The following is a 20,561-nucleotide window of genomic DNA, read 5'->3' on the forward strand; positions in this document are numbered from 1 at the left end:
TCCCGTCGAGACAGGAAACCGCCTTTAGGTAATAAAGAACTCGTGCGCATCCCGCTACGAGCCCTTCGGGTCGCAGGTCTCATGTATGCTGCGACCGCGCCAATTTATTGTAGAATTGCGACACGAGCGCCTAACAGGTTGCAGACAACAATCGATTTTTCATGCTGTCTTGCGGAAAAGAAGCGTTTGAGATCGTTCCCTTCCAAGCTTATGCGGAGCCCCGTGATTTACACTCTTGTTCGTCCCGCCCTGTTCCGAATCGATGCCGAAAAGGCCCATGGCCTTGCGCTCAAGGCCCTGAAGCATGCACCGGCCAGGAAGGCGCCCGGCTTTGCAGCCGGCCTCGCCACGCGAGTCGCAGGGATCGAATTTGCCAATCCGGTCGGCATGGCTGCCGGCTTCGACAAGGACGGCGAAGTTCCCGACGCCCTGCTCGGCCTCGGCTTCGGATTTGCCGAAGTCGGCTCGATCACGCCTTTGCCGCAAAGCGGCAATCCCAAACCGCGTCTTTTCCGCCTGGTCGAGGACCGCGCGGTGATCAATCGCATGGGATTCAACAATGGCGGCGCCCAGGCGGCGGTCGAACGGCTCGAAGCGCGGCTCGGCAGGCCCGGAGTCGTCGGCATCAATATCGGCGCGAACAAGGATTCGGTCGACCGCGTGGCCGACTATGCAACGATGGCCCGGCTGATGGCGCCGCTCGCCAGCTACCTTGCCGTCAACATTTCCAGCCCGAACACCCCGGGCCTGCGTGCGCTGCAGGACGAATCGGCCCTCACCGGTCTGCTCGATGCCGTGATCGAGGCGCGTGGCGCGGTTTGCGGTGCCGACGGGCCGCCGATCTTCCTCAAGGTCGCGCCGGATCTGGAACCGGCCGACATCGATGCGATCGCGCGCATTGCCATCGACCGCAAGCTCGGCGCACTGATCGTTTCGAACACCACGATCTCCCGGCCTCCCCTCTCCTCTCCTCATGCCGGGGAAAGCGGCGGCCTGTCTGGCGCGCCGCTGCGTGACCTGGCCCAGCAGCGCCTGCGCGACTTCCGCAAGGCGACAGGCGGGGCGATGCCGCTGGTCGGCGTCGGTGGGATTGCCACGGCCGAGGATGCCTGGGCGCGCATTCGCGCCGGGGCCAGCCTCGTGCAGCTCTACAGCGCGATGGTCTACGAAGGTCCGGGTATCGCCAAGGCGATCTGCAAGGGGCTGGAGCGGCTGATGAAGCGCGACGGGTTCGCGACCGTCGCCGAGGCCGTAGGAACCACGTAACCCGGACGACCGGGCTTTCCGCTCCTTTCGCGGCGGGCACTCCCTGCCGGGTCGCCGGCTGGCGAACCTGCAGCGATCTCGGGGGTTTTGACAGCGTGAAGGCGAGCCTTGCCGGTCCTCGCCTGCCCGCCTAGACCGGCACCTGACGAGTTATACCGGAGCGGATGCCACACATGGATCTTGCCGATTTCGACAAGAGTACGAACATCGTTTCGCTGTTCCTGGCGCGTGCGGATGGCCTGGGCGACGCCCCTATGCTCTGGACCAAGCGCGACGGGGAATGGGTTTCGCTCAGTTGGGCGCAAGTTGCGCGCAAGGTCTGCCTGATCGCGCAGTCGCTGCGGCAGATGGGGCTCAAGGCGGGCGACCGCGTGGTCATCGTCTCGGAGAACCGGCCCGAATGGTGCATCGCCGATCTCGGCATCATGGCTGCCGGGTGCGTCACCGTGCCGACCTACACGACCAACACCGTGCGCGACCACATCCACATCCTGGAAAATTCGGGTGCACGGGCGGCGATCGTCTCGACCGAGAAGCTGTCCCGCCAGCTCTTGCCGGCCATCGTCCAGACCGACCTGTGCCGCCATGTCGTGGGCATGGAGCGGGTTCCGGGGATGCAGGGCGGCGTCTACGATACGCACGAATGGGCCGCGCTCCTGACCGGCGATCCGGTGGCCGCCCGCGCCGAGGTGGAGGCGCGGCTGGTGGATGTCACCCGGCAGGACCTGGCTTGCATCATCTACACCAGCGGAACCGGCGGCGCGCCGCGCGGGGTGCGCCAGCATCACGGCATGCTGCTGACCAACATCGCTGGCGCGGCGGAGATCATCCGCGACGATTTCGGCTGGGATGCCGGAGAGACCTTCCTGTCCTTCCTCCCGCTCAGCCACGCCTACGAACATACCGGCGGCCAGTTCTTTCCGATCGGTCTGGGCGGACAGATCTACTACGCCGAGGGGCTCGACAAGCTGGCGTCCAATATCGAGGAAGTGCGCCCGACGATCATGGTCGTCGTGCCGCGGCTTTTCGAAGTCCTGCGCACGCGGATCATGAAGCAGGTGGAAAAGCAGGGCGCCCTGCCCGCGCGGCTGATGCATCTGGCGCTCGGCGTCGGGGCTCGCAAGGCGGCCGGGCAACGGCGCCTGACCGACTATCCGCTGGACCTGCTGCTCGAACATACCCTGCGGCCCAAGATCCGGGCGCGCTTCGGCGGGCGGATCAAGGCGCTGGTTTCCGGCGGCGCTCCGCTCAATCCCGAAATCGGAGTTTTCTTCGATGCGATGGGCCTGACGCTGCTGCAGGGTTATGGCCAGACCGAGGCCGGCCCGGTGATCAGCTGCAACCGCCCCGCCGCGGGGCTGGCGATGGATACCGTGGGCCCGCCCCTGCGCGGGGTCGAGGTCCGGATTGCCGAGGACGGCGAGATCCTGACCCGCGGCGAACTGGTCATGCGCGGTTACTGGCAGAACGAGGCGGCCTCGGCGAACGTCCTGATCGACGGCTGGCTGCATACCGGTGACATCGGCCATTTCGACGATGCCGGTCGGATCAAGATCACCGACCGCAAGAAGGACATGATCGTCAACGACAAGGGCGACAACATCTCGCCCCAGAAGGTCGAATCGATGCTGACCCTGCAGCCGGAGATCGCGCAGGCCATGGTCAGCGGCGACCGGCGGCCCTACGTCGTCGCGCTGATCGTGCCTGACGCGGACTGGGCGCTGGAGTGGAGCCGCCTGAACGATATTCCCTTCGACATCAGGGCCCTGCAGGACCTGCCGGTGTTTCGCAACGCGATCCGCGGGGCCATCGACCGGGTCAATGCCGAACTCTCGGTCATCGAGAAGGTTCGCCAGTTCGTCTTCGCCGACGAGCCCTTCTCGATCGAGAACGAGATGATGACACCCAGCCTCAAGATCCGCCGCCACAAGGTGCGCGAAGCCTACGGCGACCGGATCGACGTTCTCTATCGCAACTGAGACCGGGCCGGACGGGGGCCGCTGATCACGGCACCAGCGTGATGAACAGGTAGGTCGCGAAGATCACGAGGTGGACCACGCCCTGCACCATGGTGGTGCGGCCCGTGCTCAACGTCAGCGTCGCCACGAGCAGTGTGAGCCCGAGCAGCACGATCGACTTCATCGACAGACCCAGTTCGAGATCGAGTCCCATGCCGAGCGAGGTCAGGGCGACGGCCGGGATCGTCAGGCCGATGGTCGCCAGGGCCGACCCGATCGCGAGGTTGAGACTCGTCTGGACGCGGTTCGCCTTGGCCGCGCTGATGGCCGCGAAGCTTTCAGGGGCAAGGACAAGCGCGGCGATGATGATGCCGACCATCGCGTGCGGCGCGCCGATGGCCGAGACCCCGGCCTCGATCGAGGGCGATAGCGCCTTGGCGAGCATGACCACGCCGATCAGCGCCAGCGGCAGAAGGACACCGGCGGCCAGGGCCTTGTTGCGCGGTACTTCCGCATGGTGGTCGACGCCTTCGGGATCGTCGAAAAGAAAGTGGTCGCGGTGCCGGATGGTCTGCGCGACGACGAATGTGGCGTAGAGAATCAGCGATATCGCCGCGACGAAGGCAAGCTGTTTGGCATTGTAGAAGGGGCCGGGCTCGCTCGTCGTGAAATTGGGCAGGACCAGGGTCAGGATCGACAGCGTCGCGACCATGGCAAGGCCGTGATTGACACCCGATTGGGTAAAGCCCTGCTCGTGGTGGCGTCGGCCGCCCATCAGCAGGCACACGCCGACGATGCCGTTGATCGTGATCATCATGGCGGCGATCACCGTGTCGCGTGCCAGCGACTGCGCCCCCGCGCCCTCGCTCAACATGATCGAGACGATCAGAGAAGTCTCGATCACGGTAACCGCAAAGGCCAGGATCAGGGTGCCGAACGGCTCACCCACGCGATGGGCGATGGCTTCGGCATGATAGACCGCCGACATGATCGCCCCGCCCAGCACGAGGGCAAGGGCGACGGTCACGCCGATGCCGGCCGGCTTGCCCAACGCGAGGGCGGCAATGGCCAGCAGCGGAACGGCGATCGACCAGGGCGCAAGGCCGAAGGTGGGAAATCCGGGCGAAGTCTTTGGCGGAGCGTCGGTTTCGGCGTCAGTCATGGTGCAGATATAGGTGAAGCCTGCCGGATAGCCATCGCGGGTTGGGGCTCAGCGGTCATTTGGCCAATTCGGGGCGTTGTGCGGAAGCAGGCCATTTCATGTTAGGCTGTACGCTCGGCAGCTTAACCAGAGTGCAACAGGGGAGATCGAACGCTGGCCTGCAGACCGCAAAGCTCATCCACCTTTCTCAGACTTATCTTGGCTGTTCTGGCCGTGGCCCTGATGCCAAGTGTCGCTGCGGCACAGGAACAGGACCAGCTTATCGTCGCCACCCGTGAAGCGCCGCCCTTCGCCATGAAGGACCCCAACGGCGACTGGAGCGGCCTGGCGATCGACCTGTGGCGGCGCATCGCCGCCGAAAGCGGCTATGACTACCGCTTCGTCGAATCCGACCTTGCCGGGATGATCGATGGTGTCGCCGACGGTCGGTACGATGCGAGTGTCGGCGCGCTGACCATTACGTCCGCTCGCGAAGCCAAGGTCGATTTCACACACCCCTTCTATCCCACCGGATTCGGGATCGCCGTGCACAAGTCGCCGCGCACGTGGCTTTCGCTGATGAGCAATTTCTTCACGCTCGATTTCCTCAAGGCGGTGCTGGCGCTGTCGGCCTTGCTGCTGATCGTGGGGTTGCTGTTCTGGCTGGTCGAACGACGCCACAATCCCGATGAGTTTGCGGAAGGACCCGAGGGGATCGGATCGGGCTTCTGGTTTTCCGCCGTGACGATGACGACGGTCGGCTATGGCGACAAGGCGCCGCGCACACCGGCCGGAAAGGCCATCGCCCTGGTCTGGATGTTCGCTGCAATCCTTATCATTTCGACCTTTACCGGCATGATCGCTTCTTCGCTGACGGCGGGGCGCCTCTCAGGCGCGGTTGCCGGTCCGGACGACCTGCCCGGGGTCAACGTGGGGTCGATCCGTCGCTCGGCAACCGACGATTGGCTGACCGGCGAGGGGATCGGCTTCACCGGTTATCCAGACGTGCAATCGGGGCTCGCCGCGCTGAGTGCGGGCAAGATCGACGCGTTCGTCTATGACGAGCCGCTGCTGCGCTACATGGTGCGCAATGGTGACGATGAGGGACTGGGAATGTTGCCCGGAACCTTCGGGCGGCAGGATTATGGCATCGCGCTTCGACAGGGCAGCGTCTTGCGCGAACCGGTCGACATATCGCTGTTGGCGCAAGTCGAAGGGCCGGAGTGGCGCGACGAAATCCGCAAGACGCTCGGCAAGCGCAACTGATCAGGTCGAGGCGGGGGTGACGGCGTCACCCCTATCGGCCTTCAGGCGGCTTCCTTCTCGATGAACTCGGGATAGAAGCTGGGTTCGCGGTCCGACCAGCCCGGCGCGGTGGCCGCGGCTTCGCTGATCGAGTGGAGCAGCACCTTGCGGCGGTCCGGGCGGATCTGCGGCAGGGCGGCCGCACCGCAGAATGCGCCGGGCAGCCAGGGCCGGGCCCAGGCGCCGAGCAGGCGCTCGTAAAGAAAGCGATAGGCCGAGAACGTGGTGATGCGTTCCTGGGCCAGGTCGAAGGCCGACATGCGCACGAGCTTGCCCATGAAAGTTTCCAGATCCTCGAACCGGCTGTCGTCCGGGCGCATCGCGCGCAGGGCCTTGAGGTCCTGGTAAGCGACGTACTGGCGGCGGATCGAGCTGAACTCGTCGGCGTCGCGCGCCCAGAGCTTGAAGGCGTCCTGGCGGCCAAGCCCGACATCGAGGCTGCGCCGGATGTAGCGCTGTTCACTTGCAGAAAAGCTGGCGAACTCCCGCAGTTCGCTGATCGTCAGAGTGGCCGTGCCTGCGTAAGACATGATCGTCGTCCCGATGACGCGAAGTATTCCCCCTCGCGTCAACGAGTTAACCATCAAGTGTTTACCAATGCGTTAACTATGCAATCGTTGGCTAACGGAGGTCGCCGCAGAACGATTGAGCAAGATTCCAGCCGGGACTCGCGGGATTCAGATGAGTCCCGCGAGCGGGCTCGACGGATCGGCGTAGCGACGGGTCGGCATGCGTCCGGCGAGATAGGCGTCGCGACCGGCCTCGACGGCGAGTCGCATCGCGCGTGCCATGCGAATCGGGTCGCGCGCTTCGGCGATCGCGGTGTTCATCAGCACGCCCTCGCAGCCCAGTTCCATCGCCACCGAAGCGTCCGATGCGGTGCCCACGCCGGCATCGACGAGGACCGGGACGCTGGCGCCTTCGACGATCAGGCGGATCATGACCCTGTTCTGGATTCCCAGGCCCGAACCGATCGGCGCGCCCAGCGGCATGATCGCTACCGCGCCCGCTTCCTCCAGCTGCTTGGCAGCAATCGGGTCGTCGGCGCAGTAGACCATCGGCTTGAAGCCTTCAGCGGCGAGCACTTCGGTCGCCTTGAGCGTTTCGCGCATGTCGGGATAAAGCGTGCGCGCTTCGCCCAGCACTTCCAGCTTCACCAGGTCCCAGCCGCCCGCTTCGCGCGCCAGGCGCAGGGTGCGGATTGCTTCCTCGGCGTTGAAGCAGCCTGCGGTGTTGGGCAGGTAGGTGATCTTCTTCGGGTCGATGAAGTCGGTCAGCATCGGCGCCTTGGGATCCGAGATGTTGACCCGGCGCACCGCGACAGTGACGATTTCCGCGCCCGAAGCTTCCACCGCGGCGGCGTTCTGCTCGAAGTCCTTGTACTTGCCGGTGCCCACGATCAGGCGTGAGCGGAATGTGCGGCCGGCAACGGTCCAGGTGTCTGCGGAGGTATCGGTCAAGGTTCGCTTCCTTTCGGAGACGCGCGGTAAGCGGGAAGGGCGGGGGTTACAAGGCTTGCAGGTGTCAGGCGTATTTGCCGCTTTGTCCCGGCACGCGGTGGCGGGCAGGGCGCCTGCGGCGCAGCAGCGTGTCAGCCGCCGCCGACGAAGTGGACGATCTCCAGCACGTCGCCATCGCCCAGTTGCACATCGGCGAGGGTCGAGCGCGGGGCGATTTCGCCGTTATGCTCCACCGCGACTTTCTTCGGATCCAGCCCAAGATTGGTGACGAGATCGGCGATGCTCGAGCCGGGAGCGGTCCGGCGCGGTTCGCCATTGACGGTGAGCGTGAGTTCTGCGGCCATGTCCCCGCAGATAGCGTGCCTGTTTCTCAGCGCAAGACCGACGCGGCTCAGGAGTGGGCGTGACTGCGCAAGTTGGCGATGTGGGCAATGGCTACGAGGGCGACGCCGAGCACGGTCAGCACCGCTTCGGGCAGGCCGTGGCCCACCGCGATCGCCATGGCCATCAGCGCCAGTCCGAGACCGCCGACGATCAGGGGGCCGACGCGGCCGTGGCGCATCACGCCGAAACCGAGCGAGACAAGGCCGACAACGAGTGCCAGGGCAAGACCGAAGCGGTGGATGGCGGGGGAAAGCAGGACTTCGCCGCCCAGGCCGAGAATGCCGACAAGGATCACCCCGAGGATGCAATGCACGGCACACAGGCCGCTCAGGACGATACCTGCACGGTCAAGCCGGTCGCGAATCGAGAACAGGGCGCTGCGCATGGCCATGCAGATATGTAATGTTGTAACATCAATCAAGGGCCAATGCTGCCGAATCACGCAGGGCCTTGCGCAAGTCGTCGCAAAACCGCAGGGAGTTGCGCCATGAGAGTCGCAGACGGTCGCCCCATAATAGGCACATCAGACGATATCACGCCGATGGTTCGGTGGCTGCTTTGCGTGGCAGCCCTCGTTATCCTCATCGTCGCGGTGGGCGGGATCACCCGATTGACCGAATCCGGTCTGTCGATCACCCAGTGGAAACCGATCACCGGGGCACTGCCTCCACTGACGGAGGCGCAATGGCAGGCGGAATTCGCCGGCTACAAGCAGATCCCGCAGTATCTCGAGGTGAACGGCCCGGCCGGAATGACGCTGGCGCAGTACAAGTTCATCTATTTCTGGGAGTGGGTGCACCGCCTGCTTGCACGCCTCATCGGGCTTGCTTTCGCGCTGCCGCTTGCGTGGTTCTGGCTCAAGCGCACGATTCCCCTCGGCTACAAGCCGCGCCTGCTCGCGTTGCTCGCGCTGGGCGGACTGCAGGGTGCGGTCGGCTGGTGGATGGTGTCGTCCGGCCTGTCTCCCGAAGCGCTGGACCGGGTGAGCCACTTCCGCCTTGCCGCGCATCTCATCACCGCGCTGGTCACGCTGGGCGGCCTGATCTGGACCGCACTCGACCTTGCGCAACTGCGGCTCGGCCAGCCGCCGGCCCGCGTGACCCGCTTCGGCGGGATCGTCCTGTCCATGCTGGCCTTTCAGCTGTTCATGGGCGCCATGGTCGCAGGGCTTCGCGCCGGCTACGTCGCGGGCTCCGGCTGGTTCAATGCCGAGGCCTGGCCGCTGATGCAGGGCAGCCTCTTTCCCGATGGCGTGGAATGGGGGCTGGGACCGCTCCATGTCCTGTTCAGCGACCCTTACATGACCCATTTCATCCATCGCTGGTGGGCATGGGCCGTCGTTGCCGTGTTTGTCGTACTGGCCCGCCACATGCGCGCCCTGCGTGCACGCGGGACTTCGGTGGCCATCCACTGCGCTTTCGGAATCCAGATCCTGCTGGGCATCTTCACCGTGTGGTCGGGCGTGACCCTGTGGATCGCCGTTGCGCACCAGCTCTGCGCAGCCTTGCTCGTGGCCGTGACGGTCTGGGGCGTCCACATTCTGGGCCGCCGCGACATGGTCGGCCTCGGGGTCTGACGGGAATGGCGGGCGAACCGGTCCCGGCGCTGGTCTGGTGCCCGTTCCCCGACGATGAAGCCGCGCTCGCCGCCATTCACCTGCTGCTGGACGAGCGCCTGATCGCCTGCGGCAATGTGCTGGGGCCGATAACTTCCGTCTTCGTATGGAACGGCGAAAAGGGCACCGGTCGCGAGACCGGGGCCCTGCTCAAGACCAATTCGGACCTGCTCGATGCGGCGGTCAAGCGCCTTGCCGAGATCCATCCCTACGAGGAACCGGCAGTTGTCGGCTGGCGCTGCGATGCGGCCGCTGCAGGCACCGCTGCATGGCTCGCGGCGATCGCCGGGAATGCCTAACGGTATCATGTTACCTCTCTGCAATCCCGCAGTCAGCTTGACTTAGAGCCTTTTTTCGACGAATTGGCCGCCTTCCCGCGCACCGGGAGATTCGCGCTCATGCGATTCTTGCGGTGCTCGCACGAAACTATAGGGATAGACCAGCCATGAAGGCGCTCACGAAGGTCACCCGGTCGATCAAGCCGGCCGAGGTGGAAAAGAAGTGGCATCTGATCGATGCCGAAGGTCTGGTGGTTGGCCGTCTCGCGGTCGTCATCGCTGACCTCCTGCGCGGCAAGCACAAGCCGAGCTTCACCCCGCACGTCGATTGCGGCGACCATGTCGTCGTCATCAACGCCGAGAAGGTCCGCTTTACCGGCAACAAGCTGAAGCAGCAGACCTACTACAAGCACACCGGTTATGCCGGCGGCATCAAGGAAGTCACCGCGGACAAGGTCCTCGCCGGTCGCTTCCCCGAGCGCGTGCTCGAGAAGGCCGTTGAGCGCATGATCCCCCGTGGTCCGCTTGGCCGTGACCAGATGCGCGCCCTGCATGTCTATGCCGGCAGCGAGCACCCGCACGGTGGTACCCAGCCCGAAGCGCTCGACGTCGCTTCCATGAACCGCAAGAACAAGGTGGGCGCGTAATGTCCGATACCGATACCGTCCAGAGCCTGTCCGACCTCAAGGACCTCGGCGAAGTCGCCGCTGCTGACGAAACCGTCGTGGCTGCCCCCGTCTCGAACGCGCCGCTGCGCGAGCAGGAGCTCGACGCACAGGGCCGCGCCTACGCCACCGGCCGCCGCAAGGACGCCGTTGCTCGCGTCTGGCTGAAGCCCGGCACCGGCAAGGTCATCGTCAACGGCCGTGACCAGGAAGTCTACTTCGCGCGTCCGACCCTGCGTCTGGTCATCAACCAGCCCTTCGCGATCACCGGTCGTGAAGAGCAGTACGACGTCGTCGCCACCGTCAAGGGCGGCGGTCTCTCGGGCCAGGCCGGCGCTGTGAAGCACGGCATCTCGCAGGCGCTCTCGAAGTACGAGCCGACCCTGCGCGCCACCGTCAAGGCTGCCGGCTTCCTGACCCGCGACAGCCGCGTCGTTGAACGTAAGAAGTACGGCCGCGCCAAGGCACGCCGCAGCTTCCAGTTCTCGAAGCGCTAAGCGTCAGACTGGCTTCACAGCCATTCGAATTCAGGAAAAGGGGAGCGGAAACGCTCCCCTTTTTCGTGTCCGGCGTCTGTCGGGCTCAGTTGCACCGGCATTGCAGGTCACGACACAGGGGCCGGGCACGGCGGCACCCGCCGCGATTGCGACCGGCTGTTCCTATTGCGTCACTGGCTGCGCAGCACGCCTTCGCCGGGCTTGGGCATCGGTGCCAGGTAGCGCAGAATCACGAAGGAAATCGCCAGGACCGAGGCAGCTCCATGAAGCGCGAAGGGAAGGCCGCGCCAGTCGGCCGCGGCGCCCCACACCCATGAGCCGATGGCCATGCCGCCGAAAGTCACGGCCTGGTAGATAGACAGGCAGCGACCCAGGATCTCGTCCGGCGAGCGCATCTGGACGGCCGTGTTGAGCGTGGTGAGGATCAGCACCCAGGCCATGCCGGAAACGAATGCGGCGGGCAGGGCGTAGCGAATATCGTGGGTCGCGGCGAGCATCGAAAGCGAGACGACGAAGATCGCCGAGCCTGACAGGATGATGCCTTCCAGCCCGATCCGGCGGATGATCGTGCGCACGAACGGGGCGGCGCAGATGGAGCCGATGCCGAACAGGCCCAGCATCAGGCCGAAATCGAATTCGTCGCCCTTGATGTGGTCGCTGACCACCGTCGGCAGCAGCGCCTGATAGGCGGCAAGGCAAAAGCCCAGTGCGAAGCCGCGGATGAGGATGCGTCGCAACTGATGCGAGGTAGCGCAATAGCGCAGGCCGACTCCGACTGCGGGCAGGATCGGCCGCCGGTCGATCTGGCGGGGCGGGGGGCGCCACCAGAGCAGTACGGCGATCAGGCCGATGTAGCTTACCGCGTTGATCAGGAACGCGAAGGACACGTCCCACAGCGATATGAGGATACCGCCAAGGGCCGGTCCGACCGAGCGGGCGATGTTGAACGAGATCGAATTGAGCGCGATCGCCTGCGGCAGTTCGCTGGGATGGACCTGCTGGCGCACCGAGGCCTGCCATGCCGGCGAATTGAGCGCGGTACCGATCCCGACGGTCAGCGTGAAGGCCAGCAACAGCATCGGATTGATCAAGCCGGCATAAGCAAGACCGGCAAGAATGCTGGAGACCAGCAGCATCCCGACTTGCGCGACCAGCATCACCAGGCGCCGGTCGTAGTTGTCGGCAATGGCCCCGGCAAAGACGCCGATCAGCAGGATCGGAACGGTTGCGGATGCCTGCACCAGCGCGACCAGCTGGTGCGACGGCGTCAGCTCGGTCATCAGCCAGGCAGCACCGACCGACTGCAGGGTCGAGCCGATGTTGGAAAACAGGTTGGCAATCCAGATCGCCCGGAAGATCGGGTAGCGAAACGGCGAGAAGGTGCCACCTTCGCGCTTGCCGCCGGGCCGATCGGCTACGACGCTGCCTGCGCCCTGATTTTCGCTGCTTCCCTGTACCACTGCCCGGGGGTATTCCGCTGCCGCGCGGCGGGCAAGCGCTAAGCGCGCCTGTTATCTTCCTGCGAAGAAATTACCGATTTACAGGATGTAGCGCATGCGGATCGAGACGTGGGCGTCCTCGCCCTCGACCGGAAAGGCGGCCTTGGCAAAGCTGGGCGGTCCCATGCGCACCGGCGCATCACGGGAGAAGCCGAAGCCTTCGCGCGGGATCATCAGGCTCTTGTCGAGCTTGCCGTTGCCGTTCTCGTCATGGACGAGCGCAATGGCATAGCGCCCGTCAGGCACGGTTCCGAAATCGATGCGGACATTGGCCCCGGCCGGAACGATGCGGGTCAGGGCATGCGGGTCCTTCGCGCAGTCCGGGAAAGCATCGGGCCGCGTTGTCAGGCAGGCGAGGATCTGCCCCTTGACGGATCGCAGATCGGTGACCGTGGCCGAAACGTCGGCCTTGTCGATGCGCGACACGGGCGCTGCCGCCGTTGCCAGCGGCAGGCAAAGGGCCAGCGTCAGGGCACCGATAGGCCCTTGTCGGTCCCGCAAAGATGATCCCAGAATCGGAAGTAGAGCCCGTAGTTGCATCGATAGAACTCGTGATGGCGGTTGTGATGACTGGCCGTTATCAGCCAGTGCCCTGCGCGCGAATGAACGAGCCACCGCGGGAAGATCTCCCAACCCATGTGGTTGGTGATGCCCATGACGGTCATGATCAGCAGGACAAGTCCCAGCACGCCGACATGAATCGGCACGAAGAAGACGAGGGCGGGGATGACGATTGCGCCGGTCACGGCTTCGATGGGATGAAAGCTCATCGCCGCCCAGGCCGTCGGCGGCCGGCTGGCGTGGTGCACGGCATGGGCGATCCGGAACGGAACGGGCCGATGCATCCAGCGGTGGGTCCAGTAGAACCAGGTATCGTGAAGGAAGAGATAGAGGAACAGCGAGAGCGGCATCCACCACAGCGGGAAGGCTTGCGGATCGGCGTAGATCCGTGTCCAGCCCCGCTCCTGCCAGCCCCAAGCGACGATCCCGGCGGGAATGCCGTAGATCGCCGCAGAGAGCATCGACCAGCCGATCTCCCGGCCGATCTGTCCGCGCAGGCCCCGGTAGAGACCCGGGCGGACCCGATGGGTGATCAGGGCGAACAGGCCCGAGGTTATCAGGTAGCGTGCGCCGACGATTGCCGTCATGACGGCAGCGGAGGCGATCACCGCCCAAGGACCCGGACCCAAGCTCGCTGGCATTACCGTGCCTTATGCCTGTTGGGCGATGGCGTGACTAGCCTGCGCGGCGAACCTTACCCTTGTGCGCGCCGACGCTGCTTGGCCCGCGCGGACGGAAACGGCGCTTGCGCTCGCCACCTTCCTCGCTGGCGTGCTCGGCGCGGCGGTCTGAACGCTGGCCATCGTGACGGGGGCGTTCACCGCCGGCTGTGCGCTCGCCATGCGGACGTTCGCCGCGCGGGCGATCGCCCTGGGGCCGGTCGCGGCGACGATCGTCACCGCCGCGGCTGCCGCCACCACGTCCCTGCTGCCCGCGCGGCTTGCCCGAACCTTGCGGCTGGGCCGGTGCCTTGCGGGCCGGAGCGGGAAGGCGGGCAGCCTGCTTCTGGAAGTCCTCGGGCAGCGGCAGCGGCGCCAGCTTGATGCGGGTCAGGCGCTCGATGTCGCGGATGTAGGGCTTTTCGTCAGGCGCGACGAAGCTGATCGCGACGCCATCGGCACCGGCGCGCGCAGTGCGGCCGATACGGTGGACATACTGTTCCGGTACGTTCGGGATCTCGAAGTTGTAGACGTGACTCACGCCCGAAACGTCGATGCCGCGCGCAGCGATGTCGGTGGCGACGAGGACGCGCACCGTACCCTGGCGGAAGCCGCCGAGTGCGGCGGTGCGCTGGGCCTGGCTCTTGTTGCCGTGAATCGCGGCGGCCGGGATGCCCGCAGCGGTCAGATGGCGCACGACGCGGTCGGCACCGTGCTTGGTGCGGGTGAAGACGAGCGCGCGGTCGATGGCGCCGTGCTCGGCCTTCTCAGCCGCATCGGGGGCGAGGCCTTCGCGCAGGCGCAGGGTCAGGAGCGCCTGCTTCTCCGCCTGGTTGATGAAAGTCGCGTACTGTTCGACGCGCTCTGCCGTGGTCGACTGCGGCGCGACTTCGACCTTCACCGGGTTGTTGATGAACTGCTTGCCAAGTTCCGCGATCGCCTGCGGCATGGTGGCCGAGAAGAACAGGCTCTGGCGCTGCTTGGGCAGCAGTGCGGCGACGCGCTTGAGGGGCACGATGAAGCCCAGATCCATCATCTGGTCGGCTTCGTCGAGCACGAAGATCTCGACATGGCGAAGCGTAAGCGCGCGGTTGTCGATCAGGTCGAGCAGGCGACCGGGCGTGGCGACTAGAATGTCGCAGCCGCGCTCCAGCGCGCGGGCCTGCTTGCCCACCGGTACGCCGCCGAAGATGCACTGCACCGAAAGGTTCAGGAACTTCGCATAGCCGCGCATGTTGTCGGCAATCTGCGCCGCCAGCTCACGCGTGGGCGAAAGCACCAGCATGCGGCAGCCGGCGTTGTTGCGCGGCTTGGGATCGGCGGCCAGGCGATGCAGCGAAGGCAGCGAGAACGCGGCGGTCTTGCCGGTGCCGGTCTGGGCGATGCCCAGCAGGTCGCGGCCTTCCAGCAGCGAAGGAATCGCCTTGCGCTGAATCGGCGAGGGATCGGTGTAACCTTTGGTCTGGAGCGCGCGAAGAATGGGCTCGGCAAGGCCAAGTTCGGAAAAATAGGACATACGTCACTTTCAATAAGTGCGGAGCGCGCGAGCACCGTTGCCCGCGAACACAGCAAGGGTTCGTTTCGGGCGACCCTGCGTGAAGAAGGAAGCTTGGTTCAAAGGCAACCGCTCGTCCGGGCCGGTCTTCGCGCGGTTGACGCGCAACGACCTCACGCTGCTCTCGGACTGCGGCGGGCTGGAACCCACGCGCCGGTTACGGCGGCTCCTTTAGGGTGCATTGCAACAAATCGCAAGAAAATTGCGCTTGCCGCTTTTCGCGTCACCTGCTCAAGCGCGCCCATGAACTCCGTGCCATCCCCCTGTACCGGCGTGTGCCGGATCGATCCGGGCTCCGGCTTCTGCCTTGGGTGCAAGCGTACGATGGACGAAATCGCCGACTGGCCGATGTTGCCGGCCAAGGGAAAGCGGGCGATTCTCGCGCGGCTCGCAGGCAGGGCAGTAACCCCGATAAAGCCCTGAAATCCGGGTGTTTCGGGGCCTCAAACGGGGCTGGCCGCGATCACCCGCCCCACTGCGACGTGTGCATGTCGGCGATGTTGACCAGCCGGCGCAGCGATGCGCGCGCGAGGCGCTCGACTTCCACCTTGCGGCGCGCGGCGGCAAGCTGTCGCAAGGGGGCAGGGCGCAGGATCTCGGCGTCGTAGCCATCCGCGACGATGACCCCGCACTTGTCTGGCAGAAAGGCTTCTCCTTCCAGCGGCGAGCGATCGAGCGACGGGGGCAGGCCCCAGTAGAATCGGTCGCAGTAATCGAGGTAGTCGGTCCATTTGCCGTCGCCCAGCAGGTCTGCCCGGCTGACCTTGATCTCGACGATCACCACATGCCCCTTGGCATCTATGCCCATAAGGTCGGCCCGCCGCCCGCAGCGCAGCGGCATTTCGGTCAGGCACCAGATATCGTTGCGGGCAAAGAGCCGCCCGATGCCGCGAACGACATCGGGGGCGGCGAAGGAACCGGGATCGGTCTGCGGAATCAACCCGGGGGAATCGGTATCGGCCATCCGGCAATAATAGGAACATAAAGAGAACTGGCAAGCCCGATCCAACCGGACCCGGACGGGACTCAGCTCGGACGGCGTGCCGACTGCCGCTCGGGCGGCAGGAGTTCGAGCAGGGCATTGCGCGCCTCGAGGAACTCGTTCCACAACGCCAGTGCCGCCGCCTGAGGGTTTGCCCCACGCGCCAGAGCCGCCAACAGGGCGGACAGTCCCGGCTCCATGATCGAGGTCAGATCCGCGATTCCCTGTTCGGCATGCTGGAGCCGCCAGCCGCCTGCCTCGCGCATGGAGACCGGGAAACGCCTGACTTCATCGACGGCGACTTCGGGTGCTGCGCCGGCAATTGTGGCCACCGCCTGGGCGGCATCATGCAGGGCCGACCATTTCAGGCTGAGCGTATTGCCGGTGCCCTTGCCGAAATTTGGCCGACCGGGCCGAGGCCTCTGGCCATCGGGCGCGCGGCCATTCGTACCGTTGCTACCGTGCGCTTTGGAAGTCCTGTCCATCTCCGGCCTATTACCGCTGCGCCGCTTGCCAATTTCCTAACCCGTGAAGCCCGGAGGATAAGGCCGCTTTTCCTCCTCGATGCAGCACCACTGCGATGCAGACTGGGGAAAGCGGGCAAGAGCGTCACCAAATTCGTGATTTGGCGCTGGAAACCGCCTGCGGCCTCTGCTACTCGCCCGTCCACTGCACCCGTAGCTCAGCTGGATAGAGCGCTGCCCTCCGAAGGCAGAGGCCACAGGTTCGAATCCTGTCGGGTGCGCCAAGAATCAACAACTTAGTGAAACTCAGCCAGCCCGTGCAACGGGTGATGGCGAGTTATGTGCGAGCTACGGGCTCGCCAAATACCAGGCTCTCCACCTGATTCAGAACCTGTCGGTTCGCCCGGAACTGGCCGTCCAACTCGCTGCACTGGCGTTTGGGGGTGGCCGATGAGCATCAGAATGATGACGCTGGTCTGGGATACTGACCTCCCTGCGACCGAAAAACTGGTAATGCTCGCACTGGCGGACTGCGCCAACGACGAAGGCAAATGCTGGCCTTCAATATCAACGCTCATGCGCAAGACTGGCGCAAGCGAACGCACGGTCCAAAGGGCGATTCAAGCGCTTAAGGAAAAGGGGTTACTGCGTCGCGATGACGTCCACGGGAGAGGCTGCCTCTACTTCCTTAACCCCCGTCACGTTGGCACCCCCGTCAATACGGCACCGGTGCCACAGAGGCGGGAACCCCCGTCAGAGCGACACCCCACCCCCGTCACAGAGGCACCCCACCCCCGTCACGGTGACACCCAAACCGTAATAGAACCATCAGAGAACCATCAAGAACCGTCAGAAGAGAGTTCGCCTGGCAGCGAACCTTCCCTCTCGGTTGCTGAGATCGTTGATGCTTGGAACGACCTCGCAGCCCGATGCGGTCTCGTCACGGTGGTGAAGTTGACCGAGGACCGCAAGCGCAAGGCTCGGACGCAGGCCAAGCGGTTCTCGATCGACGATTGGGCCAACGTGTGGCGCAACATCGAGCAATCATCGTTCCTGCGCGGCGGCAACGAGCGCGGCTGGCGCGCCGATTTCAACTTCATCCTGTCCGAGAGCAACTTCGTGAAGATCCTCGAGGGCAAGTACGACAGCGCTCAAGGTGCGGCTGGAACATCAGCCCGCCGTAAATCAGACCGCGAAATCGGGATGGGCTTAGCCCGTGATCGTCGCACCGCCCTAGATAGGGCAATTGATGAGGGTCTGACCAATCTGGATGTCATCGAAGGGATCGTGCGATGAACGCAATCACCCCTTACAGTTTTGAAAGCAGGCCGGTTCGGATCATCGATCGAGATGGTCAGCCATGGTTTGTAGCTGCGGACGTTTGCGCCGCACTCGACATTGCCAATCACCGCGCCGCGTTGGCTCGGCTGGATGACGACGAAAAGGGCGTCGTGATTGTCGACACCCTTGGGGGCATGCAGTCGGTCGGAGCGATCAACGAGAGCGGCATCTACAAGCTGATGTTTCGCAGCCGCAAACAGGGCGCCAAACGCTTCACCAAGTGGCTGACGTCGGAGGTTTTGCCCTCGATCCGTCGCACGGGCTCGTATGGAGCCCCAGCCGCCACGCTCGACCTCAAGGATCCTGCAGTCCTCCATAGGCTCTTGCTCGACCATACAAGCAACGCCATGGCGACCGAGGCGCGTGTGGCAGAGCTCGAGCCGCAGGTTGAAGCACTGGCGAGACTCACACAGGCCGACGGCGCACTCTGCGTTACCGACGCAGCTAAGGCGCTAGGTGTCCCCCCTCGCCGCCTGTTCTCGTGGCTTGAGGCGAACCATTGGACCTACCGCCGCAGTGATGGCGGGCATTGGGTTGCCTACCAAGCCAAGCTCGACAGCGGTATGCTCGAGCACAAGGGCCTGACGCTGCGCCGGCATGGGATGCCAGACCGCCTCATTGAGCAGGTCATGGTGACGCCCAAGGGCCTGACGCGGCTGGCAACGATCAAGGCAGGCGCGTGAGCGATCATCCGGCATGGCAGCGCATCCTCGCCAGACGCCTCCATCAAGAGCAAGCCGAGAGGGGGGTGGGTCGAACTCGACGGTCGAGGGGGTCTCTGGCGCACGGGAGCCTAAATTTTCGCATCCACAGTGCAAATCTATGGAAAGGGGCAAAAAATGAGCCACAGGTTGCCACCCCAGGTGGCGAAGATGACCGGAGCCGACCGGAAGAACCCGGGCAGGCACGCCGGGCGGAACGATCCGACGTCTCCGCTGCTGGGAGAACCATCAAGGCATCTGACAGCCAAGCAGAAGAAGGCGTGGCGGCTGTTCAAGGACGAGTTGCCTTGGCTGATGGAAGCGGATCGGGCGATGCTTGACCTCGCTGCTACGTTTCGGGCGCAACTGACGGAGATGCATGGCCTGAGCATCAACAACGCACAGATCTACTCGGCCATCCTCTCCAAGTTGGCCGCGACGCCGGTGGATCGATCAAGGGCACCGAGTTTTCCAAGCGATGGAGGTCATGATGAATTCTTCGATGACTGAGAAGCAGTTCGTTGCGACCAGCCGGACCATGGCTGTCGGTATCGTCACCGCTTGTGAGATGGCCGGGATCCCCCGGCACGACGCCGCGTTGCTAACGGTCGCCGCGGCCATGGAGGCGCTCGCGCAGTTAGTTGGCCCAGTCCCTGCGATCGAAAAGATGCGGGACGCTTCGGACCTCGCGGAGCAGCAGCTCCTAGAGGCCGGGATGAGTTGACCGAAGCGCCTACGATGTGGTAGCGCGCTTGTCATAGGTTTGCCCGCTGGACCAAAAAAGCAGCGGAGGTTCGTCAGGCTCCCGGCCTGCGCGACTGCACAACTCTTTAGAGGGTGGCGGTCGCGTGACCGCGCCCAGGAGACTGACAAAATGAAATCCGCAAAGATCATCGAACTGGAACGCAAGCGCATCGAGCTCGTCGACGACGCTCGCTCGATCCTCGCCGAGCTGAATGCGGCTCCCGAAGGTAAGGTCGCGGAGCTCGAGCGGAAGCACGATGCTGCCATGCGAGCGCTCGACCTCAACTCTCTCGACCTGGACGAAGCACGCATGGAAGAGGAGGACGAGGCAGAGCGGGCAAGCCGGCGTCCCGACATGGGCGGCCGGACTGCCTTCGGAGCAGCCGATGGGTTGAATCACTACGACTTTCCGAGTGGCTGGACTGACCAGCGTGGCGCGCCCGTCCGCGTCCTGGAGCGAAACGAGAAGTTCGCCACCGAGCGTAACCGAGGCATGTCGTTCGGCGATCATGTCCGTGCGATCGTCGCGGGCCCCCGCAACGAAGCCGAGAAGCGCGCCCTTTCCGAAGGCACTGCCAGTGAAGGCGGCTATACCGTTCCAGCTCCGCTGGCGGCTGAATTCATCGATCGCCTGCGCTCGCAGTCTGTCGCCATCCGCGCCGGCGCGCGCACCGTGCAGATGGATTCTTCGTCGCTGGCAATTGCCCGGCTTGATACCGACCCGACTGTCTCATGGCGCCTTGAGAATGCCCAGATCGATGACAGCGACCCCGTTTTCTCGCGCATCTTGCTCGAAGCGAAGGCGTTGGCCGGAATCGTAAAGGTATCTCGCGAGCTTTTGACTGACAGCGTGAACGTGTCGGAAATGCTGACCAATGCGTTCGCGCAGGTCATGGCTCTTGAACTGGATCGCGTCGCGATCTGGGGCGACGGCACTGACGATGGCCCGGTCGGCGTCGTCAACACTTCCGGCATTGGCAGTGTCTCGATGGGCACCAATGGCGCCGCGCTGACCAGTTACGACGAGATGATCGATACGGTTTACGCGATGCAGCTTGCCAATGCAGCTGATCCGACCGCGGCAATCTGGCATCCGCGTACCGGCGCCGCGCTTGCGAAGCTGAAGGACACGCAGGACAACCCGCTCACGGTCCCTGAGATGATCGCCCGAATTCCGAAGCTGGCAACCACGGCGGCGAGCATCACTGAGACTCAGGGCACGGCCACCGATGCGAGTTCGATCGTGTTCGGCAACTACCGGGACATGTTCATCGGCATGCGCGACCAGATGAACATCACCGTCCTGAAGGAGCGGTACGCCGACTATGGGCAGGTGGGCTTCCTGGTCTGGATGCGCGCCGATGTACAGCTTGCCCATGCCGCATCCTTCGCGCGTCTGAAGGGGATTATCCCGGCAGCATAACCCCAAGGCCGGCGGTCCAGAGAGAACCGCCGGAGCTCCTGGGTGGGCGAGGCACGCGGAATA

General features: G+C 64.6%; 25 protein-coding genes, 1 tRNA gene and 1 pseudogene. 16 read left to right on the plus strand and 11 right to left on the minus strand.

Translation table 11 applies throughout. From position 1 onward, the window contains the following. The first annotated feature begins 210 nt into the window (after positions 1-210). The gene (locus SPHV1_RS09720; protein ID WP_054945844.1) at positions 211-1,266 is read left to right on the plus strand and encodes a quinone-dependent dihydroorotate dehydrogenase; all 1,056 of its coding nucleotides are present in this window, start codon (positions 211-213) and stop codon (positions 1,264-1,266) included. A 173-nt stretch (positions 1,267-1,439) separates the two neighbouring features. Then, complete coding sequence (locus tag SPHV1_RS09725) at positions 1,440-3,245, plus strand: long-chain fatty acid--CoA ligase (RefSeq protein ID WP_054945845.1); 1,806 nt, start codon at positions 1,440-1,442, stop codon at positions 3,243-3,245. 25 nt (positions 3,246-3,270) lie between these two features. On the opposite strand, the gene SPHV1_RS09730 is transcribed toward SPHV1_RS09725, so the two are convergent. After that, positions 3,271-4,386 carry a calcium:proton antiporter gene (locus SPHV1_RS09730; RefSeq protein ID WP_079729920.1) on the minus strand — a complete coding sequence of 372 codons (1,116 nt, stop codon included), beginning with the start codon at positions 4,384-4,386 and terminating at the stop codon, positions 3,271-3,273. Between the two features lie 198 nt (positions 4,387-4,584). Here SPHV1_RS09730 and SPHV1_RS09735 point away from each other — a divergent pair, with 198 nt between their 5' ends. Continuing rightward, complete coding sequence (locus SPHV1_RS09735) at positions 4,585-5,631, plus strand: transporter substrate-binding domain-containing protein (RefSeq protein ID WP_231634609.1); 1,047 nt, start codon at positions 4,585-4,587, stop codon at positions 5,629-5,631. 41 nt (positions 5,632-5,672) lie between these two features. Here SPHV1_RS09735 and SPHV1_RS09740 read toward each other — a convergent pair whose 3' ends face one another. The 4 genes from SPHV1_RS09740 to SPHV1_RS09755 form a co-directional block, all read right to left on the minus strand. After that, complete coding sequence (locus tag SPHV1_RS09740) at positions 5,673-6,200, minus strand: hypothetical protein (RefSeq protein ID WP_054945900.1); 528 nt, start codon at positions 6,198-6,200, stop codon at positions 5,673-5,675. 147 nt (positions 6,201-6,347) lie between these two features. Further along, complete coding sequence (locus tag SPHV1_RS09745) at positions 6,348-7,130, minus strand: bifunctional sulfur carrier protein/thiazole synthase protein (protein WP_054945846.1); 783 nt, start codon at positions 7,128-7,130, stop codon at positions 6,348-6,350. 131 nt (positions 7,131-7,261) lie between these two features. After that, complete coding sequence (thiS, locus tag SPHV1_RS09750) at positions 7,262-7,474, minus strand: sulfur carrier protein ThiS (protein ID WP_054945847.1); 213 nt, start codon at positions 7,472-7,474, stop codon at positions 7,262-7,264. 47 nt (positions 7,475-7,521) lie between these two features. Continuing rightward, positions 7,522-7,899, minus strand: coding sequence for a MerC domain-containing protein (locus tag SPHV1_RS09755; protein WP_054945901.1), 378 nt, complete (start codon positions 7,897-7,899; stop codon positions 7,522-7,524). Between the two features lie 102 nt (positions 7,900-8,001). Here SPHV1_RS09755 and SPHV1_RS09760 point away from each other — a divergent pair, with 102 nt between their 5' ends. From SPHV1_RS09760 to rpsI, 4 genes are all read left to right on the plus strand, one after another. Further along, a complete protein-coding gene (locus tag SPHV1_RS09760; protein WP_082430948.1) occupies positions 8,002-9,090 on the plus strand; it encodes a COX15/CtaA family protein in 1,089 nt (362 codons plus the stop codon). A 5-nt stretch (positions 9,091-9,095) separates the two neighbouring features. After that, the gene (gene cutA / locus SPHV1_RS09765) at positions 9,096-9,428 is read left to right on the plus strand and encodes a divalent-cation tolerance protein CutA (RefSeq protein WP_054945849.1); all 333 of its coding nucleotides are present in this window, start codon (positions 9,096-9,098) and stop codon (positions 9,426-9,428) included. 146 nt (positions 9,429-9,574) lie between these two features. After that, a complete protein-coding gene (rplM, locus tag SPHV1_RS09770) occupies positions 9,575-10,054 on the plus strand; it encodes a 50S ribosomal protein L13 (RefSeq protein WP_054945850.1) in 480 nt (159 codons plus the stop codon). Beyond that, complete coding sequence (gene rpsI / locus SPHV1_RS09775; protein ID WP_054945851.1) at positions 10,054-10,569, plus strand: 30S ribosomal protein S9; 516 nt, start codon at positions 10,054-10,056, stop codon at positions 10,567-10,569. Before rplM ends, rpsI begins: the two co-directional genes overlap by 1 nt. Positions 10,570-10,739: 170 nt before the next feature. Here rpsI and SPHV1_RS09780 read toward each other — a convergent pair whose 3' ends face one another. The 4 genes from SPHV1_RS09780 to SPHV1_RS09795 form a co-directional block, all read right to left on the minus strand. Continuing rightward, a complete protein-coding gene (locus tag SPHV1_RS09780; protein WP_054945852.1) occupies positions 10,740-12,029 on the minus strand; it encodes an MFS transporter in 1,290 nt (429 codons plus the stop codon). Positions 12,030-12,107: 78 nt separating this feature from the next. Then, entirely contained in the window at positions 12,108-12,494 is a 387-nt protein-coding gene (locus tag SPHV1_RS09785; RefSeq protein WP_054945853.1) for a DUF2141 domain-containing protein, read from the minus strand. A 41-nt stretch (positions 12,495-12,535) separates the two neighbouring features. Continuing rightward, positions 12,536-13,270 (minus strand): sterol desaturase family protein, encoded by a 735-nt coding sequence (locus SPHV1_RS09790; protein ID WP_054945854.1) that lies wholly within the window; start codon positions 13,268-13,270, stop codon positions 12,536-12,538. A gap of 34 nt (positions 13,271-13,304) precedes the next feature. Continuing rightward, positions 13,305-14,804, minus strand: coding sequence for a DEAD/DEAH box helicase (locus tag SPHV1_RS09795; RefSeq protein ID WP_054945855.1), 1,500 nt, complete (start codon positions 14,802-14,804; stop codon positions 13,305-13,307). A 79-nt stretch (positions 14,805-14,883) separates the two neighbouring features. Here SPHV1_RS09795 and SPHV1_RS25975 point away from each other — a divergent pair, with 79 nt between their 5' ends. Continuing rightward, positions 14,884-15,018 carry a hypothetical protein gene (locus SPHV1_RS25975; protein ID WP_255352265.1) on the plus strand — a complete coding sequence of 45 codons (135 nt, stop codon included), beginning with the start codon at positions 14,884-14,886 and terminating at the stop codon, positions 15,016-15,018. 68 nt (positions 15,019-15,086) lie between these two features. After that, complete coding sequence (locus SPHV1_RS24415) at positions 15,087-15,266, plus strand: DUF1289 domain-containing protein (protein ID WP_082430949.1); 180 nt, start codon at positions 15,087-15,089, stop codon at positions 15,264-15,266. A gap of 40 nt (positions 15,267-15,306) precedes the next feature. Here SPHV1_RS24415 and SPHV1_RS09800 read toward each other — a convergent pair whose 3' ends face one another. Together SPHV1_RS09800 and SPHV1_RS09805 are read right to left on the minus strand one after the other, a co-directional pair. Next, positions 15,307-15,807 carry an MmcB family DNA repair protein gene (locus SPHV1_RS09800; RefSeq protein WP_054945856.1) on the minus strand — a complete coding sequence of 167 codons (501 nt, stop codon included), beginning with the start codon at positions 15,805-15,807 and terminating at the stop codon, positions 15,307-15,309. 62 nt (positions 15,808-15,869) lie between these two features. Further along, a complete protein-coding gene (locus SPHV1_RS09805; protein WP_139383933.1) occupies positions 15,870-16,310 on the minus strand; it encodes a hypothetical protein in 441 nt (146 codons plus the stop codon). Positions 16,311-16,496: 186 nt separating this feature from the next. Here SPHV1_RS09805 and SPHV1_RS09810 point away from each other — a divergent pair. The 7 genes and pseudogenes from SPHV1_RS09810 (at position 16,497) to SPHV1_RS09835 (ending at position 20,498) form a co-directional block, all read left to right on the plus strand. Further along, a tRNA-Arg gene (locus SPHV1_RS09810) sits at positions 16,497-16,573 on the plus strand. Between the two features lie 181 nt (positions 16,574-16,754). After that, a pseudogene (locus SPHV1_RS26145) lies at positions 16,755-16,925 on the plus strand (helix-turn-helix domain-containing protein); the annotation flags it as partial. Between the two features lie 309 nt (positions 16,926-17,234). Then, entirely contained in the window at positions 17,235-17,585 is a 351-nt protein-coding gene (locus SPHV1_RS25760; protein WP_231634610.1) for a hypothetical protein, read from the plus strand. After that, on the plus strand, positions 17,582-18,313 hold the full coding sequence (locus tag SPHV1_RS09820; RefSeq protein ID WP_054945858.1) for a phage antirepressor: 732 nt from the start codon (positions 17,582-17,584) through the stop codon (positions 18,311-18,313). Before SPHV1_RS25760 ends, SPHV1_RS09820 begins: the two co-directional genes overlap by 4 nt. A 189-nt stretch (positions 18,314-18,502) precedes the next feature. After that, positions 18,503-18,841 (plus strand): hypothetical protein, encoded by a 339-nt coding sequence (locus tag SPHV1_RS09825; RefSeq protein WP_156367316.1) that lies wholly within the window; start codon positions 18,503-18,505, stop codon positions 18,839-18,841. After that, positions 18,834-19,055, plus strand: a complete 222-nt coding sequence (locus SPHV1_RS09830; protein ID WP_054945860.1) for a hypothetical protein — start codon at positions 18,834-18,836, stop codon at positions 19,053-19,055. Before SPHV1_RS09825 ends, SPHV1_RS09830 begins: the two co-directional genes overlap by 8 nt. A 150-nt stretch (positions 19,056-19,205) precedes the next feature. Then, the gene (locus SPHV1_RS09835) at positions 19,206-20,498 is read left to right on the plus strand and encodes a phage major capsid protein (protein ID WP_054945861.1); all 1,293 of its coding nucleotides are present in this window, start codon (positions 19,206-19,208) and stop codon (positions 20,496-20,498) included. The last annotated feature ends 63 nt before the right edge of the window (positions 20,499-20,561 follow it).

Origin of the sequence: Novosphingobium sp. KN65.2, assembly GCF_001368935.1 — a bacterium.
Taxonomy (GTDB): domain Bacteria; phylum Pseudomonadota; class Alphaproteobacteria; order Sphingomonadales; family Sphingomonadaceae; genus Novosphingobium; species Novosphingobium mathurense.

Bases quoted from the DNA above. Each gene is read 5' to 3' on its own strand.
- SPHV1_RS09720 (WP_054945844.1), top strand. From the start codon at position 211: ATGCGGAGCCCCGTGATTTACACTCTTGTTCGTCCCGCCCTGTTCCGA.
- SPHV1_RS09725 (WP_054945845.1), top strand. From the start codon at position 1,440: ATGGATCTTGCCGATTTCGACAAGAGTACGAACATCGTTTCGCTGTTC.
- SPHV1_RS09730 (WP_079729920.1), bottom strand. From the start codon at position 4,386: ATGACTGACGCCGAAACCGACGCTCCGCCAAAGACTTCGCCCGGATTT.
- SPHV1_RS09740 (WP_054945900.1), bottom strand. From the start codon at position 6,200: ATGTCTTACGCAGGCACGGCCACTCTGACGATCAGCGAACTGCGGGAG.
- thiS (WP_054945847.1), bottom strand. From the start codon at position 7,474: ATGGCCGCAGAACTCACGCTCACCGTCAATGGCGAACCGCGCCGGACC.
- SPHV1_RS09755 (WP_054945901.1), bottom strand. From the start codon at position 7,899: ATGCGCAGCGCCCTGTTCTCGATTCGCGACCGGCTTGACCGTGCAGGT.
- SPHV1_RS09760 (WP_082430948.1), top strand. From the start codon at position 8,002: ATGAGAGTCGCAGACGGTCGCCCCATAATAGGCACATCAGACGATATC.
- cutA (WP_054945849.1), top strand. From the start codon at position 9,096: ATGGCGGGCGAACCGGTCCCGGCGCTGGTCTGGTGCCCGTTCCCCGAC.
- rplM (WP_054945850.1), top strand. From the start codon at position 9,575: ATGAAGGCGCTCACGAAGGTCACCCGGTCGATCAAGCCGGCCGAGGTG.
- rpsI (WP_054945851.1), top strand. From the start codon at position 10,054: ATGTCCGATACCGATACCGTCCAGAGCCTGTCCGACCTCAAGGACCTC.
- SPHV1_RS09790 (WP_054945854.1), bottom strand. From the start codon at position 13,270: ATGCCAGCGAGCTTGGGTCCGGGTCCTTGGGCGGTGATCGCCTCCGCT.
- SPHV1_RS09795 (WP_054945855.1), bottom strand. From the start codon at position 14,804: ATGTCCTATTTTTCCGAACTTGGCCTTGCCGAGCCCATTCTTCGCGCG.
- SPHV1_RS24415 (WP_082430949.1), top strand. From the start codon at position 15,087: ATGAACTCCGTGCCATCCCCCTGTACCGGCGTGTGCCGGATCGATCCG.
- SPHV1_RS09800 (WP_054945856.1), bottom strand. From the start codon at position 15,807: ATGGCCGATACCGATTCCCCCGGGTTGATTCCGCAGACCGATCCCGGT.
- SPHV1_RS09805 (WP_139383933.1), bottom strand. From the start codon at position 16,310: ATGGACAGGACTTCCAAAGCGCACGGTAGCAACGGTACGAATGGCCGC.
- SPHV1_RS09820 (WP_054945858.1), top strand. From the start codon at position 17,582: ATGAACGCAATCACCCCTTACAGTTTTGAAAGCAGGCCGGTTCGGATC.
- SPHV1_RS09825 (WP_156367316.1), top strand. From the start codon at position 18,503: ATGACCGGAGCCGACCGGAAGAACCCGGGCAGGCACGCCGGGCGGAAC.
- SPHV1_RS09830 (WP_054945860.1), top strand. From the start codon at position 18,834: ATGACTGAGAAGCAGTTCGTTGCGACCAGCCGGACCATGGCTGTCGGT.
- SPHV1_RS09835 (WP_054945861.1), top strand. From the start codon at position 19,206: ATGAAATCCGCAAAGATCATCGAACTGGAACGCAAGCGCATCGAGCTC.